Raw genomic sequence first — 17,555 nt, 5'->3', positions numbered from 1 at the left:
GGCAATTGCTGCTGCCCGAACCCGGGGAAGGTGGTCAGAACTTCATGGTGAAGTTAACCCGCGCCGTGCGGCCGGGTGCGGCCTGGGGCGTGGCGGAAAGCGGCTCGATATAGAAGCGGTGGGTGAGGTTCTCGACACTGAAATCCAGCGAGGAGGTCTCGTTGACCCGGTAAGAGCCGAACAGATCGAGGATGGTGCTTTTCGTGTAATAGGTCGGGGGGTTCACCGCGCCGGCCGGCATGATATAGCCGCTGTAGCGCTGCCCGGTATGCCAGGCCCTGAGGCCGAGTGTCAGGCGTTGATCCTCCAGCATCCGTGCGCCGACCGTCAGCGACCCGCTGGTCCTGGGCGGCATATTGACGATGCCGTAATCGGTGGCCCCGGTGGTGAAGCCACATGTCCTGGCGTCACACATTTCGACCTTGCTGTAATGGGTGACATTGCCTTCGACAAAGAAGGCGCCGGTATCGTAATTCAGCGTCAGTTCGGCGCCGCGGAACGCCGCTTTTTCGATATTGCCCCAGGTATAAGTGCTGAGCGGCGCGCGTTTGCGGATGATGTAATCCTCGTAATCATTCCGGAAGAGAACGAACTTCACCCGCATCTGGTCATCGTCGCGCAAAAGCCCGTCCCGGGCATAATTCACGCCCAGTTCGATATTCTTCGCCCGTTCCGGTTCGAGATCCGGATTGATGGTGATGGAACCCGCCCCGAACGCGCCCTGTTCGCTCAGGCTTGGCGGGCGCCAGCCTTCGGTATAGGTGGCGAAGATCTGCATCCCTTCGAGCGGCGCGAGGGTGATGCCGAAATTCCTGCTCAGCTGGTTGCGGCTCTGATCGCCCAGCCCGGCTGTCAGACCCTTGCCTTTAAGACTGTAGTAATCATAGCGAAAGCCACCCGAGAGGGTGAGCCAGTCATTGATTTCAAGTTTGCTCTTGTGGAAGAAACTTGCGAGCTGGCGGTTGGCATTCGGGTTCGCGCTGAGATAGCTGGTGGCCCAGGGATAGACCAGTGTGATCTGGTCGCTGCGCCCGCGTTCCAGAACGGCCTCGATGCCGTTGCTCATGGTCCACAGACCGGCCCCGGTCGAAATATGCGAGGTATTGGTGATATCGCCGCCGAAGGTGCGGTTGCTGGTCTCGCCGGTGCCGCCAAGCTGGGCACGGATCACCCCGCTGGTGGTATCGACCTCGGTGGCCCAGAGGCTTGCGCGCAGGTCGATCAGCTCGTTGTCGGGGGTGTAGCTGTAGCTGAGGCCCACGGATTTCGTCGTGGTCTTGCTGTGGATGAACTCGCTGGGCGGAATATAGATGATGCTGCCGGGCAGGCCGAAATTCAGCATCGTCTCATCGGTCTCGCCATAGACATTGCGATAATGCGAGACGTTGAGCCGCAGGCTGTGATCGCCCCAGGTCCAGGTCGCCTTGCCAAGATATGTCGCGACATCCTGCGAGGTGTTGAAAACCTCGCTGTCCTTGCCATAGACCGAGATCGGGCGATCTCTTGGCAGCCGCGTGCCATGCGCCGCGGTATTGTAGCTCTCCTGGCCATGCGAGCCGGTGAAATAATTGCCTGACCTGCGTCGCGAGGCCCCGAGCACCAGGTCGAAATTCTCGCGCTTCATCGCCCATGCGACGCTTCCGTTCCAGGCGTCACCGTTGAAGCTGTTACCGCCGCTGCGACCGGCCTCAGTGCCGGCGGCCGGGGCGCCGACCGAATTCGATGCCGTGCCGAAGCGCAGGCGAAAACCCTGATCCTTGCCGGGCGCCAGCACATCCGCGGCATTGATCGTGGTCATATTGACCACGCCCCCCATCGCGCCAACGCCGCCTGCTCCGGCAGACGGGCCCTTCGAGATATCAACTCCCGCGATGAAATCGGGGTCGATATAAGTCTCGTTGCGCGAACCGCGATAGCCGCGATAGCTGCCACTGGTCTGGCGCGCGCCATCGACGGTGACGCTGACCCGGCTCTGTCCCTGCAGTCCGCGGATGTTGAGGTCAACGGATGGGCCGACGCGGTTGCCGGCAGAGATCACGCCGGGCGCCGATTTGAAGACATCGGCGACAGTGCCGGTGGTGAAACGGTCGATCTGTTCGGTGGTGATCACATTGACCGAGCCCGGGGTGGCGAAAGCCGCATCCGCCGCCTGGGCGCCGCCAAGAACGATGGTGCCCAGCATGACGGATCCATCAGCGGCCGCCTGGTCACGGCTCAGTTCGACCAGGGCCGCCGCATTGGCGCCGCCCTGGTGCACAGCCAGACCACTGCCGGCAACCAGGCGTTCCAGCGCCTCGGCAGGCGACATTGCCCCCCGGACCCCGGGTGACATCTTGCCCTGCGCCGCCGAGGACGGGTAGCTGAGCTGCCAGCCGGTTGCTTTGATGAAGGCGGCAAGCGCCGAGGGCAGCGGTTGCGCCGGAATATCAAACCGGCTCTCTGCCATACCGGGCCGGGCCTCCGTTTCGGCCCGCAGTGCCGGCGCTGTCGCCAGGCAGCAGAGGATCGTTGTCAGAAGAAACCAGCCTTTGGCCCGTGACGCTGGCCTCTGGCCGGAAAAATGCGGTGCAGTCATGTCCCTATCCCTTTGCAGGTCACGGGCCGCTCACGTGGTTTCCGATGTGGATCCCCGGGCCCTTCAGAGGCATGACGTTTCGGATGCGTGAAACGGAAAAAATAGTTGAGTGTTTAACGAAGAATTATGATCCCCCGGGAATCCTGGTCAGGCTGAGCCCGCCGGTCTCGGCCAGAATCCGCATTGCGGTCTCGACATCATCAAGGCGGTAATTGCCGCTGACGGCCATGCCGGCGGCGGCGGAATTCACCACCATCGCTGTCCCGCTGCGATAGCGCTGCAATTCATCGACGACGGTGCTGAGTGGGGTCTCGTCGAACAGGATCCGCCCCTGACGCCAGGCAAGCGCGCTCGCACTGTCGGCCGCCTGCACCTGCGACAGGCCGGAAGGCCCGAGGAAAATCATCTGTTCCGGCTCCAGCGTGACCGGCGGTGCCACCGCGGCGGAGCCCGCAACCTCGACCCGGCCCTCTTCCAGCAGGACCGTGTCATGATCCGGGCCAAGCCGCAGGCTGAATTTCGTCCCGGTCACGGTGACAGTGCCATATTGCCCGGTCACGCGGAACGGCCTCGACGTATCGGGTAGAACGCCGAACCAGGCCTCACCTTCCAGAAGCCGGATCTCCCGGCGTCCATCCGCGAAATCGATCGCGACGGCGCTTGCCGTGTTGAGGATCATTGTTGATCCGTCCGGCAAGGTCAGATTCGCCTGTTCACCGGCAACGGTGTAGAAATCCGAATGCCAGATGCGCCACAGATGCGGCCCCTGCCAGATCCCCAAAGCCAGCATAAAAACCGCCGCTGCCGCGACAAGTGCGCGGGCCATACGCGTCCAGGCGCTGCGTCCTGCAGCCCGACCGGCAGCGCGACCGGCAGAACGCAGCCCGATGACGTCGGACTGCGCAGGTGCCGCCGCAAGAACGGCATCGCGAAACCCGGGCGCGCCCCACATGTCCTCAAGCCGCAGGAATTCATCAGCATGACGGCTGTCTTCGGCCAACCAGTTCGCAAAGGCCTGGCTCGCCCGGGCAGAGGGCGCCTCATTGCGCAGGTTCACGAACCAGTCCAGCGCCTGATCGGCCACCGGATCCTCATGCGTGAAGGCCCCGCTGTCTGTTTCCTGTCTTTCTCGTGTCATTGGGTCATCCGATGATTGCCTGTGCCACTTTGGTATTGACGTTTCACCGCCGGAAAAGCGCAAAGAAACCCGTAACGTGGGGAAGGAGGGTGATGCGTCATGTTCGCCCCCGCCGTGCCATCACATCGCGGCAATGCATCATTGCCAGTTTCAGATCATTCAGCACCGTCCGCTCAGACACATCCAGTGCCGCCGCGATCCGCTTGTTTGGCCATTCTTCGATCCGGCTGAGCCGCACCACCGTCCGCACCCGTTCCGGGAGTTGCCGCAGTGCCTCGGTCAGCTGGCGCAGGTTTTCACGGTCTATCAGCACGGTTTCGGCGGTGGGCGCGCAGGAGGGGATCTGTGCGACGCTGTCGGCTTCCGGATCCGACGGCGCTGCGGTCTGGCGCAAGCGGCTCCTGCGCAGATGATCCAGCGCCAGATTGCGCGCGGTGCGGAACAGAAAGGCCTCGATATGGATGATTTCCTGCTGTTGTGCCGCCTTATGCGCCCGCAGATAGGTTTCCTGGGTCAGATCGGTCGCCACCTGCCTGTCGCGCACAAGCCGCAGGACAGAGCCGGTCAGGGCCTGCCGTTGCGCAATAAAGATCGTATCCAGCGTGTTGGACATGGAACGGAAACCACGGGGGCCGAGCCTGGCGATGCTTGATGGGAAGCCGCAGGGGCGGAGGTTGTGCCTGTGCTTCCCGATGCTCTGGCTGTGCCGCTCCGCAAGACGGAGCTTACATGGCTCTGCCCCTGATTAGAAAAATAACGGCAGATCCGCAATGCGCGGCGCATTGATTGCCGTCGGAAAATACATCGCGTCAGTTCGAAAGGGGTGGGCCACGGTTGCCGGCCCATAGCCGCCGGTCGCAGAGCGAGAGTGCTGTGCGACAGTATGCCCGCTAAGCGGCCATTCGACGTGTGGCACAGAAATCCACCCGCCCGAAGGTTGGAACGCTGACAGATACCTGCCGGGGTGGCGGCTAGTCAGCCGCTGCCGCAGCGGGCGCGGAACCGATACGCAGGATCGCCACATCGCGGAACTGGATGCCGGTCACAACCGAACGCAGGACGGGGAGGTTGCCAGCCTCGCTGTCCTCAGCCGGGGCGAGCACGATCCGCGCCGCGCAGCCGGGGGCCGCGTCAACGATCTGGCCCGTGAGTCTGGTGGCTGCGGGAACATAGGCCGGGTTCATCAGGATCCAAAGCAAAGGGACCCGCGCGAGCGCCTCTTCCGCTTCGGCGCAGCTTGGATAGGCGAGAGAAAGAACGGCCTGCGCGCCGGACGGCGTCACGACCTCGGCCAGAATGGCACCTGAATAAAGCGGCAGCCCTGCGGAGATATTCGCGACTTCGGCCTCGAATGCGGCCTGTGCTTCTTGCTGGGTCTTGCCGATCAGAAACGCAGGATCGACAGACTGAGCCCCCACCGCAAGCGGCGACAGGATCAGGGCCTGGATCACGCCCTCGCTCTCATACTCGACCCCGGCCAGAGCGATACGTCCGGCATCGCTCTCAAGGGCGGTCGTTGACGCGCCAAGCACAGGCGCGAAATCGGCCGAAGTTGCGGCTTGCAGCAGGGCCGCGTCACGCAAAGTGACTGTGGAGGTTCTGCCCATCGGGCCGCGCCAGGGATCCGCCGCATCAGAGCGGGCAAAGTCCATCGCGCCCAGATCGCCATTTGCCAGCACACCGGGCAGAAACCCGGCCCGCGCGAAGCCAAGGTCGGCCAGGCCGTCAAATGCGCCCTGAGCGGCAGACGCATCCGGGAACCCCCAGAGCGAGATTTCCTGCGGCGCCTGTCCGAAACCGGCCAGCCAGCGCAGATCGTGCAACCCGATCCCGGATCTGGCGCGAAACAGCGCCGGGTCCGCGCCCAGAGCCGCAACTGGCCGTATGTTCGCGCCCCAGGCAAGACTGGCAAGCTGCTCTGACGAGAGTGAGCCGGCATTCTCCACAAGCTGTGCGAGGCCAATATACTCGACATAGCCCTGCTCTGCCGACGTAAAGACAGAAGCAGGCAACAGCGCCATCAGGGCGCGCAGATCGGCATCCTCTCGGGCACTGGCCGCCGCCGGAAGCCATGTCATCGCCGCCATGCCGATCAAGGCGCTGATCATTCTGTGTCTGAATGCCATGACTATCCCCTTGTTGCCGTGAAGTCGGGTGAAAGGCTGCGGCCAACCTCTCCGGGTTGCAAGTACGGGAAACCATTGCCCGCGTTCAAAAAAGGGCGCGAGATAAGAAGGGCGGCGCGGGACGCAAGTCGACCCCTGAGCCATAGCTGCGGTCGACGGCGGCGTTACGCCCTGCGCGCCGCCGGACGGCAGAACGGACCATTGGCCTGCAGGTACAGCCCCTCGCTCCTCGCCTGCTCCAGCATCGCAGGACCGATGCGGAAACCCGACAAGGCTCTGCCGCTCAGACTATCGACTTTCGCAGGCAGGGTGCAGCATTGCATCGCTTTCCAGATCGCGCCGAGGCGCCTGGTAAAAGCCTCGTCAGCGTCGCCGCTGTCCCATCGCACAGCCATTCTGCCGCAACGGACCATCCGTATCTCTGGCGGGAAAACATAGTCCGGCGCATATCCGTCGCGCGCCTCTTTCAGCACCTGCGGGCGGCAGACATGGAATTGCAGGGCTGACGGGGTAAGCGGTGCGAAGGCCTGACGGCTCACCGGGCTTTCGTCACCGCATTTCAGCGCATCATTCAGCGCGGCAAATTCATGCGCCGGCACATCTGGCATCATATGCGAACATTGCCAGATCATTCCGGGCACGTCGCGCTGCAACGCCTCACTGATGGCGCTGACATCGTCATCAGCCAGCCAGAAATGGGTCTGCCTGGTTTTCTGCCCGCTGGGCCACATGGCACTGTCCCCTTATGACCATCTCTGCCTGCCGTGCAAACTGGCCTGGGGCAATGGTGCGATACCAGCTGTCAGATACCACTGTCGCACAGACCCGCGTGCTATTCCAGGCGTGGAAATGGTGCGCGTCCCTGACCTAAGCGCCTGAGGTTGAAGACCAGAACGGAAAGTCTGGAAAGGCCGGCCGAGGGCATGAAGGCCGATTTGCCTGCGGCAATTGCGGCCACCCATGACGCGCCTGCGTGCCGGTTCCGCCTTTGCCAATGTAACGCTCAGCATTCCCAATTGCCTTGCTCACCAGGACCGCAACCGCCATCTGGGGCAGGGCCGCAGCGCCATGCCGCATTGACCTTCCCCGGCGTCCGGAGACAGGGGTTTGTGTATGAGGTCGCATCGGACAGGCTGGCTGCGCAATTTCGCGCCCTTTTTGCTGACCTCGCGTCAAAAATCGCCGAAGGGGGCAGGCCCTCGGCTTGCCGGCCATGACCGCTGGCCGGGCGGACAAAGCAGACCGGCAGATGGACTTCGACCACCCAGAAACACTGGATTTTCGGGACATTGAGGTGCTCTTGCTGACCTCGGCGGGCTATGTCGAGGATGATATGGTGATCCGCCTTTGGCGTGATGTTTCGCGAGATCTTGCCCAATATCCGTCAGGTCGTGCTGATCGAGGCGATGACGCGTCTTGGCTATGCGTTTTTCACCATTTCGACGCTGAGCTTTCTGGGCCTCGGCCTGCAACCCCCCTCAACCGACTGGGGGCTTGCGGTGGCCGAATCCTATGGGCTCCTTACGGCAGGCATCTGGTGGGTGGCGACCTTCCCCGCCCTCGCGATTGTGTCGCTGGTGATCTCCACCAACCTCATCGCCGAAGGGCTTGGCGCATTCGATGACTGAGAGGCCTCATGACCACATTGCCTGATCTGCCGCGCGAAGGCCTGGTGCCGCCGCGGATCGAATGGCCAACATGGGGCTTGCTGGCTTTGTGCTATGGGCTTTGGCTCTGGGCCGGGTTCTGGCTTTATCCGCTTTCCCCCTGGCTGGCGCTGATTGTCATCGGGGTCACTGTCGCGCTGCATTCCTCTTTGCAGCATGAGGTGCTGCATGGCCATCCGACCAAAAATGCGCGGCTCAACGAGGCGCTGGTCTGGCTGCCGATCGGCATCTTCTACCCCTATCGCAGTTATAAGCTGACCCATCTGCAGCATCATAATGACGAGCGCCTGACCGACCCGCATGATGATCCCGAAAGCTATTACATCGCGCTGTTCGACTGGCTCGGGATGCCGCGCATCCTTCGGGCGGCGCGGATCGCGAATAATACGCTGATCGGACGGGTGGTGATCGGCCCCTGGTTTGCGGTGACCGGCTTTACCCTGGCCGAGATGCACCGTGTCGCGGCAGGGGATTCCAGGACCCGTAACGCCTGGGCGCATCATCTTGCAGGCCTCGTGCCGGTGCTGGCCTTCATCCAGTTCGGCATGGGGATCCCGGTCTGGCTTTATGTGCCGGTCCCGGGCTGGATCGGGCTGGGCCTTCTGGCAATCCGCACCTATTGCGAACATCAATGGGCCGAAGATCCGAACGGCCGCACGATCATCGTCGAGCGCTCCATTCTGGCGCCGCTGTTTCTTTATAACAACCTGCATTTTGTGCATCACAAGTTGCCGCGTGTGCCTTGGTATCGGCTGCCCGCCACCTGTCGCGCAGCGCGCGGCGATTGGGCGCGGCTGAATGGAGGCTATGTGTTTCCCAGCTATTTCAGCATCCTGCGGCGCTTCGCCTGGAAAGTGAAAGAGCCGGTTCCGCATCCGCGCTGGCGTCGAAACCGGGACGGGGAAGGGGACGCGCCATGAGCCTTGTGGTCTCTTTCGGCATGTATGACTGGCCCGAGGCCCGGGCGGCGAATGACGCGGCATGGGCGGACATCCGGCCCGGCTTGCTTGCCGCTGGCCTTGCGGCCCCGGCCCGGCTTGTCCGTCGCAACCGCGATTTGCCACCTGTGCCTGGCGGGATCCGGGGGCCCGGGGGGCGGTTGCTGGCCCCTGATCCGGCGCAGCTTGTCCCCGATGATCTCGATTTCACGGCGGTCTGGCACCATCCGGCGCTGCTCTTGGCCGAGATCTGCCATGGGGTGCTGGATCACAATTCCTTCCCGGGGCGCGAACGTGTGGGTCAGGTGGATTACGACGGGATCTACGGCTGCAGCGGTGCCGCGTATTCCAGTGCCCTGATTTGCCGTCCCGAAAATGCAGCGCGTCTGCGCGATGCGCTTGCATGCAGTTTTGCCGGACTGACCATGGCGTTTAGCAGGCTGCTGATTTAGTCGGGCCTCGACGCGGGATTTGGAACATGATTCACCCTGAGCATTGCGATGCTGGGGTGAGAAGATGCGTGGGACGGACGAGACGAGCGGATCGCTGTTCAGCTACGTCGATCTTGAGGATCGGATCCCGCCGCGTCATCCGCTGCGCAAGATCCGGCAGGTGGTCAATGACGCGCTCGCCAGCCTCGATGGCGAGTTCGAGCAGCTCTACATCGGCTTCGGTCGGCCCTCGATCGCGCCGGAGCGGTTGATCCGGGCCAGCCTGATCCAGATCCTCTATTCGGTCCGGTCCGAGCGGCAGTTAATGGAGCAGATGCAGTATAACCTGCTGTTTCGCTGGTTTGTCGGGCTTGGCATTGATGACGATGTCTGGGTGCCGACAGTCTTTACAAAGAACCGCGACCGCCTGTTGAACACCGAGATGTCGCGCAAGGTGATGGCCGCCATTCTCGCGCATCGCGCGGTCGCGCCGCTGCTGTCGGACGACCACTTCTCGGTCGATGGCACGCTGGTGAAGGCCTGGGCTTCCATGAAGAGCTTCCGGCCCAAGGCCGAAGGCGCGCCGGGTGAAGACGAGGGTCCAGGCGATCCGACCGTGCGCCGAACCGCCGCCGATGCCCAGCCCACCAGATACGAGACACCCCTGATGCCTGGCCCGAAACCCAGCACCCGCAATGCCGAGGTCGACTTCCGGGGCAAGCGGCACTCGAATGCAACGCATGTCTCAACCACCGACCCTGACGCGCGGCTTTACAAAAAATCGCCGGGCACCGGGGCCATGCTTTGCTTCATCGGCCATGCGATCATGGAAAATCGTAGCGGGCTGATCGTTCAGGCCGACCTCACGGGCGCCAGCGGCCGGGCGGAACGGCGGGCCGCGCTCGACATGATCCACCGTTACGACCCCGGTTTGACCCCGCGGCTGACGCTGGGAGCCGACAAAGGATATGATACGGCAGAGTTCGTTACCGACCTGCGGCAAGCTTGCGTCACGCCGCGCGTCGCCCAGCGAGCCCGTCATTCCGCGATCGACGGGCGCACCACCAGGCACAAAGGCTATGCGCTGTCGCTCAAGCACCGCAAGCGGATCGAAGAGGCTTTTGGCTGGGCCAAGACCATCGGCAGGAGCGCGCAGACCGTATTCCGCGGCATCGAGCGCGTCCGGTCGAGCTTCATCCTGACGTTGGCGGCCGGAAACCTCGCCAGACTGCCCAAATTGCTGGGCGCATGAGGGGAGCATGCCGGGTCAAACTGCGCACAACGGCGAGGCACCCCTGCCCATCGGAGAGGCGAATGCCTCATATGCGAGAATACCGGTAACCATCCGGCGTAGGCCGCAGTTATGCGGCTTTGGCGATGGGGCTGCGCTTCCATTTCCAGGGGAGCAGTTCCGGCAGGCGCGACACTGGCATGTCGGGGAGTCGTGCCAGGACATCGGCCAGCCAAGCCTGAGGATCGACGTCGTTCATCTTGGCGGTGACGATGAGGGAATACATGAAGGCGGCGCGTTCGCCGCCCCGGGGCGAACCGGTGAAGAGCCAGGCTTTGCGGCCGAGGGCGATACCGCGCAGGGCTCGTTCGGCTGAGTTGTTCGTCAGGCAGATGCGGCCGTCGTCGAGGAAGCGGGTGAAGGCGTCCCAGCGGCCGTCCTGCTCGAACATGTAGTTGATGGCCTTGGCGACGGGGTTGTGCTTCGACATCCGGGCGCGCTCGGCCCGCATCCAGTCGTGCAGGTCTTCGACCATCGGGCGCACCAGCCTCTTGCGGGTATCTTGGCGCGCTTCGGCGCCCATGCCGGTGATCTCGCGCTCGGCATCGAAGATGGCATCGATGCGTTTGACGGCTTCCAGCGCGATGGGCGAGATCTCTTCGGCGACCGATCTGCCCTTACGGGCGGTGGCCTTGATGTCGGCCAGTTCGAAGAACTTCCGCCGGGCGTGGCTCCAGCATAGCGCGCTGAACACCGGCGCGGGTTTGCGGGCCGCATCGTAAACGCCGTTGTATCCGCCATAGGCGTCGGCCTGCAGGATGCCGGTCCAGCCCGCCAGATGCCGGGTCGGATGTTCCATCCTTCGGTCGGTCGAGAAGTAATAGAGCGCCGCAGGTGGTGCCCCGCCTGCAAAGGGGCGGTCATCGCGCAGATAGGTCCAGAGCCGGGCCGTCTGCGTCCCGCCCTTGGCCATCAGTGGCACGGTCGTATCATCCGCGTGTAGTCGTTCGGCGCCGAGAACATGGGTGCGGATCAGATCGTGGATCGGCTGCAGCGCGACGCTGCAGGCCCCGACCTGGTCGGCCAGCGTAGACAGGCTGATCTCGACACCTTCCTTGGCATAGCGTTCGGCCTGCCGGTTCAAGGGCTGATGCTGGCCGAACTTCTCGAAGAGCACCATCGCCAGCAGGTTGGGGCCGGCCCAGCCCCGAGGCGTGGGGTGGAAGGGGGCCGGTGGTTGGCTGATCTTCTCGCAATCCCGGCAGGTGAACTTCTCGCGGATGGTCTGGATCACCTTCCACTGCCGGGGAATGACCTCCAGCGTCTCGGTGATGTCCTCGCCCATCTTCACGATGCGCGTCGACCCACAACAGGTGCAGGAGGCCGGGGCTTCGACCACCACGCGCTCCCGCGGCAAATGATCGGGAAACGGCTTGCGGGACGGACGGCGACGTTCGAAAGCCGCAACTGTGGTCTTCGCCACGGCGGCATCCGTCTTTGCCCGATCCTGCCCAAGGTCCGTCTCCAGATCCTTAAGCTGCATCTCGAGTTGTTCGATCAGCCGGGCGTGGCGTTCGGCGCTGTGGCCGAACTGCTCGCGGCGGAGTTTGGCGATCTGGAGCTGCAAGTGCCGGATCATCACATCGGAGGCGGAAACGACGGCGCGCGCCTGTATCAGTTCATCCTCTGCAGCAGCAGTGCGCGCCTCTGCCGCAGCGAGGGCAACACGCAGGATATCGATCTCCGAGGGGGTCTCCGACATGCGAAGGCCTACCACAGGGATGCAAAACAGTCCAACAAAACAAAGGATTTTGGGGCTGTCAGCCCGCCGAGGCAGGCCGCTGCGTCCAGCGCGGATTGCGCCAGTCGATCCCCTCGAGAAGATAGCCGAGCTGCGCCGCCGAGACAGGAACGGCAGCGCCGTCCCGGCTCACCGGCCAGATGAACTTCCCCGCCTCCAGGCGCTTCAGATAGAGCGACATGCCGACCCCATCGTGCCACAGCACCTTGATCAGATCCCCCCTGCGCCCGCGAAAACAGAAGATCTCGCCACCGTGTGGGTCGCGCCCCAGCCCCTGCTGCACCTTCAGCGCCAGGCTGTTCATCCCGCAGCGCATGTCCGTCACCCCGCCCGCGATCCAGACCTTCGCCCCAGCCGGAAACGCGATCATGCCCGGTCCAGAACCTGCACCAGACGCGCCAGCAGCATCGGATCGATGGCGGCGGCGACCGCAAGCCTGCGCCCGTTGGCCAGCGTGATCTCGACGTGGTCTTCGCGGTCGGAGGTCGGCTCGGTGGTAGATTGGCGGCATGCCGTGCCAGCAGTATCCGAAGCAACCTGCACCGCAAGAAACTGCGGGCGACTGCCAGCGACAAGTTGACCGGACCGAAAATCCCGACGCCACCGCGTCAGCAGTGCCCGCGAAATCTCGTAACGCCGAGCCGTCGCGGCGCATTGCCGAAAACCCCGAAGGCTCTCTTCGACAATCCGAACCTTCTCGGCATCCGTCCATTCCCGCCGCCGACCTTTGTCGACAACCGAGAGAACCTCGATCTGTGATCTGAACTTAGGGTCATCCATAAGGTCAGCGTCTTAGCCGACATCAGTCCCCTTCATCAGACGGCCCTCACCGGATGGATACGTTTCAACAAATGTCTTGAAAGGCTGGTTTTTCGGAACTTCCCAGGGAAGGGCGGCGAATCGATCGCTTGCTCAAAGCAGGGCAGGGACCGATCACGCTTCAGACAGGCTGGCTGCCGGAAAGGCCACGAAAGAGGTCAGGCCTCAGCCAGACGGCGATACCCTTTGGCCTGTTGCCCCATTCAGTCCTGCCACAGAACATCACGGCTGATCGCTTCCAGCGAGTTGCAAGCTGTCAGTGCCATTGCCACTTCAAGCTCGGCCCGCAAAATGGTGACCATATGCGCGACCCCGCTTGCGCCGCCGGTCGCAAGCGCGTGAATCTGCGGGCGCCCCACCATCACCGCCGCCGCCCCGAGCGCCAGCGCTTTCAGAATGTCGGTGCCGCGCCGGATGCCGCCATCGCAGATCAGCGGCACCCGCCCCGCTGTGGCTTCGGCAATCCGGGGCAGGATCTCGGCAGAGGCGGGCAGGCCGTCAAGCGCCCGTCCGCCATGGTTCGAGACGATGATCCCGTCGATGCCTGCTGCCATGGCGCGGATCGCATCCGAAGGTCTCGTGATCCCCTTCAGCAGAATCGGCAGGCGCGTTGCCGCCCGGATCCAGGCGAGATCTTCCCATCTCGGCTGTGTCTCCAGTAGCCCGAGAAACGCGGCGCTGCGCCCGGGCATTGCGGTAACACGGGGCGGCGCCATGCCGATAGTGTTGACCGGCCCGATCCCGTCGGGCAGGCGAAACCCGATCCTCTCTTCGGTATTGCGCAGCTTGACCGGCGCATCGACCGTCAGCACCAGCGCGCGGGCGCCCGCCTCTTCGGCGCGCCGGATCAGGCTTTCGGTATCCTCGCGCCGGGCCTGGGCATAAAGCTGGAACCACCAGGGCCCCTGCGCCACCGAACCGAAATCCTCGATCCGCGTCGAAGCCAGCGTCGACAGGGTCATAACCGCACCGGTCGCGGCCGCTCCTAGTGCGGTTTCGATTTCACCTTCCGGATGGGCAAGATGGTGATAAGCCACCGGCGCCAGAAGCACGGGATGATCCAGCGCCAGGCCAAAAAGCGACAGGCCGGTCGAGGCCCCGCGCATATCCGCAAGCACTCCTCCCGCCAGCCGAATCCTGCCCCAGCCCGTCAGATTGGCCGCATGGGTCACACTGTCGCCTGCGCCCCCGTCCAGCCAGGCCGAGACCATCGCCGGCAGTCGCTCCTGCGCAAGCCTCGCATAATCGCACAGAGCGACGACATCAGGCGGGATCGCGAAATCCTGGCGCAAGGGTCAGACCTCGGCCCATTGGCGGATCATATTGTGGTAATGTGCGGTCAATGTGGTCACCGCCGGATCATCATCGGGCAAAAGTGACCGGATCCGCATGATCGCCTGATCCAGATCGTAAAGCATATGACGCTGCCAGTCATCGCGCAGCATGGATTGTGCCCAGAAGAACGAGGCCCAGCGGGAGCCACGCGTGACCGGCGTCACCGCATGCAGCGAGGTCGCCGGATAGATCACCGCAGCCCCCGCAGGCAGTTTGACTTTATGGGTGCCGTAGGTGTCATGCACGACAAGTTCACCGCCGTCATAGTCTTCGGGCGGGGTCAGGAAGACCGTGGTCGAGACATCGGTCCTGATGCGCTGGCCAGAGCCGGGTACGACCCGGATCGACCCATCGACATGCGCGCCAAAGGTCATGCCGGGATCATAGCGGTTGAACATCGGCGGCAGCACATGCAGCGGCAAAACCGCCGAGGAATAGACCGGGTTGCGGCCAAGCGCACGCGCCACGATCTGCGACAATTCGCGGCCAACGGGGCTGTCTTGCGGGACTTGCAGGTTCTGCTTGACCTGCGCCGCCTGATCGCCCGCAGTCACCCGCCCGTCGACCCAGTCGGTCCCTTCAAGCACCTGACGGATATAGGCCAGTTCTTCTTTGGTCAGCAGATCGGGAATGGTGACAAGCATCGGTGGCTCCGTCTGGTTTCTGGCAAGGATAGCGCGCTACCCGTACCTGGGTAAGCCCGGATCGGGCGGGCCGGACAGGAAGGCGGGCGGCAGATGTGCCGCCTTCAGATGTGGAAAAGGGGCGACATGGCGCCGCCCCTTTCCAGGATCAGGTGAGCCAGGGGCTGAGGCCCGGCTCAGAACCGGTAATCGATCTTGGCGGTGACCGAACGACCCGGCGCGCGGTTCGCGAAAATCCCTACATGCGACGCGTCATAGAGCCGCTCGTCCAGAAGGTTGTTGATATTGACCTGCAGCACGGTGGCCTCGGTCAGCTCATAAGCGACCATTGCGTCAAAGCGCCATTGCGACGGCAGGATCATCGTGTTCGCCGCATCAAGCCAGCGCTTGTCGGTAAAGGTCGCACCACCACCCAGGGTCAGCTTGTCATTGACCGCATAGGTCGACCACAGGCTGAAGCTGTTCTTCGCATTGAACTGCATCTGCTTGCCGTCATTGGCGCCGGTGGTGCCGCCGCCTTTGATCACTTCCGCATCGGTATAGGCATAGCCGAGCGAGACGCCCCACTGATCATTGATCTGACCCGCAACGCCGATCTCAATGCCTTGCGCGCGGCTTTCGCCGGCCAGAGCAACACCAACGCCGGTGATCGGGTCGGTCACACGGGCGTTCTTTTTCTCGGTGCGGAACAGGGCGGCCGACACCAGCAGGCGGCTGTCAAACAGCTCCCATTTGGTGCCGAGCTCGTAGCTCTTGCTCTTTTCCGGGTCGAGATTGACATTGGCCGCGGTCAGCGTACAGGCGCCCGCGCCGTCCGCGCCCCCTGCCATACCTGCGCATTCGCCCGACGGGTTCGACGACGTGCCGATGGCAAGATAGACAGTGCCATTCTGTGCCGGCTTATAGACCAGCGCGGCAGAGTAGTTCAGCATATTGTCTTTGCGCGACCGGGCGTTGTCTGCGACCTCATACTTGTCGTAACGCAACCCCAGATCCAGCGACCATTGCGGGTCGAAATGGATGGTGTCGAAGAGATAGAGCGCCTTGGTCGTGGTCTCGATCGGAGTGCCCCACGCGCCCCAGCTGTAGCCAGGATATTGCACAGGATCATAGGGGTTGGGGTTGCCGACCGGGGTGGTTCCAACGGTCGGCGCCTGCGGATTACCTCCGACAACCGGGCCGGTGCCGATCAGGCTCGCCGATCCGATCTTTTCTTTCGAATATTCCAGGCCAACTGCAAAATCATGCTTGAGCGTGCCGGTTTCAAACGATCCGTTGAGGCCGGTCTGGAACGCGAAGGCCCGGTTCTTTTTCGCACCCGAACGCAGATCGCGTACCACCTGATCGGTGGTTCCGCTCATGCTCGGGCGCGTCATCAGGTAATGCTGCTCGGACCCGATCCAGGCCAGGGTGGTATCCCATTTCAGGGTCTCGCTGAATTCATGTTCAAATTTCAGCACCGCACTCTGGTTCGTCACATCGCGGAAGTCTCGATGCGCCGAGCCGAAGAACGCGCTGTCCGGCATCACTTCGATCGGGCGGCCCGGGTTGGCGGTTGAGATCGCCGGCCCGCCGTTGCGGGTCCGCCAGCCTGCGGTCTCCATCGGCACGCCGAGATCGGGGGTGCCATGCGCCTCGTCATGCGAGAGGCTCAGCGAAACCTTGCTGGCACCAAAGCCCTTGGCAAAGGCCAGCGCGATACCTTTCCGGTCATCCTTCAGCACATCGCGTCCCGGCACGCCCGAATCCTGCGCCATCAGGTTAAGACGCAGCGCCATATCCTGACCGAGGTCGAAATTGCCGTCATAGCTCAGGCGCTTATGCTTGCCATTGCCGACAGTGACAGAGGCAGTATTAAAGCTTTCGCCCAGGTGTGCCTGTTTGGTGACGAGATTGACCGACCCGCCGGTCGCGCCGCGGCCCGAATAGGCGCCGCCGGGGCCCTTGACGACCTCGACCGATTCCACATTGAAGGATTCACTCGAGGTCCGGCCCAGATTGCGCACGCCGTCGATCATCATATCGGTGGCGGCCTGGTAGCCACGGATGAAGAAACGGTCGCCCATCGGCGTGCCGCCTTCGCCCGAGCCGAGTGTCACGCCCGGGGTGGTGCGCAGAACTTCCAGCACCGAGGTGGCATTGCGCTCTTCCATCTGGCGCTGCGTGATGACGGTGATCGTCTTCGGCGTATCGACGATTGGCTGGGTGAATTTTTCAGAAGAACCTTCGGTGACGCGATAGTCGGTCGCGGCCTCGCCCTGCGCGCCGCCCGAATGCAGCACGATGGTGCCCAGATGCTCTGAATCGGTGGTTTGCGCATGAGCGTCACCGGCGATGCTGGCCGAGATCGCAAGGACCGGCAGCAGCCCAAGTGTCGGCAAAGGACGCAGGCCGTTTCCGGCGGTGGATTTCGAAGAATAGCTCATGGAGGCTCCCGTAATAAGAATCCGGGCCGAGGGCCGCGGGGCGAACATGTGGGGGAGCTGGCTTGAAATTCTGGCTTGCTCTATGGTTTCAGCGCTGCCGCAGAAGACGATTTACGACAATTTTACCTGGTTGCCCTTCCAACACCTGACTATTTTCGTCAACACTTTGTGACACATGGCACAACAGCAAGTTCCGCATGGCGTGATTGCTGCATCATAATTGCAACAGATCTGGCGCATCAGCCGGATTCTGCCGGCGATTGGTGCATTTACGCAAAAGCGCGCAAGGAATTGCACGCGACCTGATCCAGGTCGCACAGTGAACAGCGCAGCGCCGGCTGATATCTGCCCTGACGCCGCAGGGGTCTGTCCGGACGTCCCGCCCGGCAAGGGCAATCGACAATGCCGATCAGAAGCGAGTCAC

15 protein-coding genes are annotated in these 17,555 nt (G+C 63.0%); 4 read left to right on the top strand and 11 right to left on the bottom strand.

Annotated features, from left to right (window positions below; translation table 11 throughout):
- Positions 1 to 34: 34 nt before the first annotated feature.
- The 5 genes from QNO18_RS25285 to QNO18_RS25265 all read right to left on the bottom strand — a co-directional run bounded on the left by QNO18_RS25285 (position 35) and on the right by QNO18_RS25265 (position 6,570).
- Positions 35 to 2,575 (bottom strand): TonB-dependent receptor, encoded by a 2,541-nt coding sequence (locus tag QNO18_RS25285; RefSeq protein ID WP_283180201.1) that lies wholly within the window; start codon positions 2,573 to 2,575, stop codon positions 35 to 37.
- Positions 2,576 to 2,699: 124 nt separating this feature from the next.
- Positions 2,700 to 3,713, bottom strand: a complete 1,014-nt coding sequence (locus QNO18_RS25280; protein WP_283180200.1) for a FecR domain-containing protein — start codon at positions 3,711 to 3,713, stop codon at positions 2,700 to 2,702.
- A 97-nt stretch (positions 3,714 to 3,810) separates the two neighbouring features.
- On the bottom strand, positions 3,811 to 4,326 hold the full coding sequence (locus QNO18_RS25275) for an RNA polymerase sigma factor (RefSeq protein WP_283180199.1): 516 nt from the start codon (positions 4,324 to 4,326) through the stop codon (positions 3,811 to 3,813).
- 358 nt (positions 4,327 to 4,684) lie between these two features.
- Positions 4,685 to 5,839, bottom strand: a complete 1,155-nt coding sequence (locus tag QNO18_RS25270) for a hypothetical protein (RefSeq protein WP_283180198.1) — start codon at positions 5,837 to 5,839, stop codon at positions 4,685 to 4,687.
- Between the two features lie 164 nt (positions 5,840 to 6,003).
- Positions 6,004 to 6,570, bottom strand: coding sequence for a hypothetical protein (locus QNO18_RS25265; protein WP_283180197.1), 567 nt, complete (start codon positions 6,568 to 6,570; stop codon positions 6,004 to 6,006).
- A 624-nt stretch (positions 6,571 to 7,194) separates the two neighbouring features.
- Between QNO18_RS25265 and QNO18_RS25260 the strand changes: the two genes are divergently transcribed.
- The 4 genes from QNO18_RS25260 to QNO18_RS25245 all read left to right on the top strand — a co-directional run bounded on the left by QNO18_RS25260 (position 7,195) and on the right by QNO18_RS25245 (position 10,127).
- Positions 7,195 to 7,467, top strand: coding sequence for an ABC transporter permease subunit (locus tag QNO18_RS25260; protein ID WP_283180196.1), 273 nt, complete (start codon positions 7,195 to 7,197; stop codon positions 7,465 to 7,467).
- 8 nt (positions 7,468 to 7,475) lie between these two features.
- A complete protein-coding gene (locus tag QNO18_RS25255; protein ID WP_283180195.1) occupies positions 7,476 to 8,426 on the top strand; it encodes a fatty acid desaturase in 951 nt (316 codons plus the stop codon).
- Complete coding sequence (locus tag QNO18_RS25250) at positions 8,423 to 8,896, top strand: hypothetical protein (protein WP_283180194.1); 474 nt, start codon at positions 8,423 to 8,425, stop codon at positions 8,894 to 8,896. Before QNO18_RS25255 ends, QNO18_RS25250 begins: the two co-directional genes overlap by 4 nt.
- Before the next feature lie 64 nt (positions 8,897 to 8,960).
- The gene (locus QNO18_RS25245) at positions 8,961 to 10,127 is read left to right on the top strand and encodes an IS5 family transposase (RefSeq protein WP_283180193.1); all 1,167 of its coding nucleotides are present in this window, start codon (positions 8,961 to 8,963) and stop codon (positions 10,125 to 10,127) included.
- A gap of 109 nt (positions 10,128 to 10,236) precedes the next feature.
- On the opposite strand, the gene QNO18_RS25240 is transcribed toward QNO18_RS25245, so the two are convergent.
- The 6 genes from QNO18_RS25240 to QNO18_RS25215 all read right to left on the bottom strand — a co-directional run bounded on the left by QNO18_RS25240 (position 10,237) and on the right by QNO18_RS25215 (position 17,131).
- Complete coding sequence (locus QNO18_RS25240; protein WP_283178871.1) at positions 10,237 to 11,868, bottom strand: IS66 family transposase; 1,632 nt, start codon at positions 11,866 to 11,868, stop codon at positions 10,237 to 10,239.
- A 58-nt stretch (positions 11,869 to 11,926) separates the two neighbouring features.
- A complete protein-coding gene (gene tnpB / locus QNO18_RS25235) occupies positions 11,927 to 12,277 on the bottom strand; it encodes an IS66 family insertion sequence element accessory protein TnpB (protein WP_283178872.1) in 351 nt (116 codons plus the stop codon).
- The gene (locus tag QNO18_RS25230; protein WP_283178873.1) at positions 12,274 to 12,687 is read right to left on the bottom strand and encodes a transposase; all 414 of its coding nucleotides are present in this window, start codon (positions 12,685 to 12,687) and stop codon (positions 12,274 to 12,276) included. Before QNO18_RS25230 ends, tnpB begins: the two co-directional genes overlap by 4 nt.
- A 242-nt stretch (positions 12,688 to 12,929) precedes the next feature.
- Positions 12,930 to 14,018, bottom strand: a complete 1,089-nt coding sequence (locus QNO18_RS25225; RefSeq protein WP_283180192.1) for an alpha-hydroxy acid oxidase — start codon at positions 14,016 to 14,018, stop codon at positions 12,930 to 12,932.
- Between the two features lie 3 nt (positions 14,019 to 14,021).
- On the bottom strand, positions 14,022 to 14,705 hold the full coding sequence (locus QNO18_RS25220) for a Fe2+-dependent dioxygenase (protein ID WP_283180191.1): 684 nt from the start codon (positions 14,703 to 14,705) through the stop codon (positions 14,022 to 14,024).
- A gap of 176 nt (positions 14,706 to 14,881) precedes the next feature.
- Positions 14,882 to 17,131 carry a TonB-dependent siderophore receptor gene (locus QNO18_RS25215; RefSeq protein ID WP_283180190.1) on the bottom strand — a complete coding sequence of 750 codons (2,250 nt, stop codon included), beginning with the start codon at positions 17,129 to 17,131 and terminating at the stop codon, positions 14,882 to 14,884.
- Positions 17,132 to 17,555: the final 424 nt, after the last annotated feature.

The sequence above is a fragment of the Gemmobacter sp. 24YEA27 genome (assembly GCF_030052995.1).
In the GTDB taxonomy this organism is placed as follows: Bacteria; Pseudomonadota; Alphaproteobacteria; order Rhodobacterales; family Rhodobacteraceae; genus Pseudogemmobacter.
Note: the sequence above shows the minus strand (reverse complement) of the source record. Positions and strands in the feature narration are given on the sequence as shown.

Bases quoted from the DNA above. Each gene is read 5' to 3' on its own strand.
- QNO18_RS25285 (WP_283180201.1), bottom strand. From the start codon at position 2,575: ATGACTGCACCGCATTTTTCCGGCCAGAGGCCAGCGTCACGGGCCAAA.
- QNO18_RS25280 (WP_283180200.1), bottom strand. From the start codon at position 3,713: ATGACACGAGAAAGACAGGAAACAGACAGCGGGGCCTTCACGCATGAG.
- QNO18_RS25275 (WP_283180199.1), bottom strand. From the start codon at position 4,326: ATGTCCAACACGCTGGATACGATCTTTATTGCGCAACGGCAGGCCCTG.
- QNO18_RS25270 (WP_283180198.1), bottom strand. From the start codon at position 5,839: ATGGCATTCAGACACAGAATGATCAGCGCCTTGATCGGCATGGCGGCG.
- QNO18_RS25265 (WP_283180197.1), bottom strand. From the start codon at position 6,570: ATGTGGCCCAGCGGGCAGAAAACCAGGCAGACCCATTTCTGGCTGGCT.
- QNO18_RS25260 (WP_283180196.1), top strand. From the start codon at position 7,195: ATGTTTCGCGAGATCTTGCCCAATATCCGTCAGGTCGTGCTGATCGAG.
- QNO18_RS25255 (WP_283180195.1), top strand. From the start codon at position 7,476: ATGACCACATTGCCTGATCTGCCGCGCGAAGGCCTGGTGCCGCCGCGG.
- QNO18_RS25250 (WP_283180194.1), top strand. From the start codon at position 8,423: ATGAGCCTTGTGGTCTCTTTCGGCATGTATGACTGGCCCGAGGCCCGG.
- QNO18_RS25245 (WP_283180193.1), top strand. From the start codon at position 8,961: ATGCGTGGGACGGACGAGACGAGCGGATCGCTGTTCAGCTACGTCGAT.
- QNO18_RS25240 (WP_283178871.1), bottom strand. From the start codon at position 11,868: ATGTCGGAGACCCCCTCGGAGATCGATATCCTGCGTGTTGCCCTCGCT.
- tnpB (WP_283178872.1), bottom strand. From the start codon at position 12,277: ATGATCGCGTTTCCGGCTGGGGCGAAGGTCTGGATCGCGGGCGGGGTG.
- QNO18_RS25230 (WP_283178873.1), bottom strand. From the start codon at position 12,687: ATGGATGACCCTAAGTTCAGATCACAGATCGAGGTTCTCTCGGTTGTC.
- QNO18_RS25220 (WP_283180191.1), bottom strand. From the start codon at position 14,705: ATGCTTGTCACCATTCCCGATCTGCTGACCAAAGAAGAACTGGCCTAT.
- QNO18_RS25215 (WP_283180190.1), bottom strand. From the start codon at position 17,131: ATGAGCTATTCTTCGAAATCCACCGCCGGAAACGGCCTGCGTCCTTTG.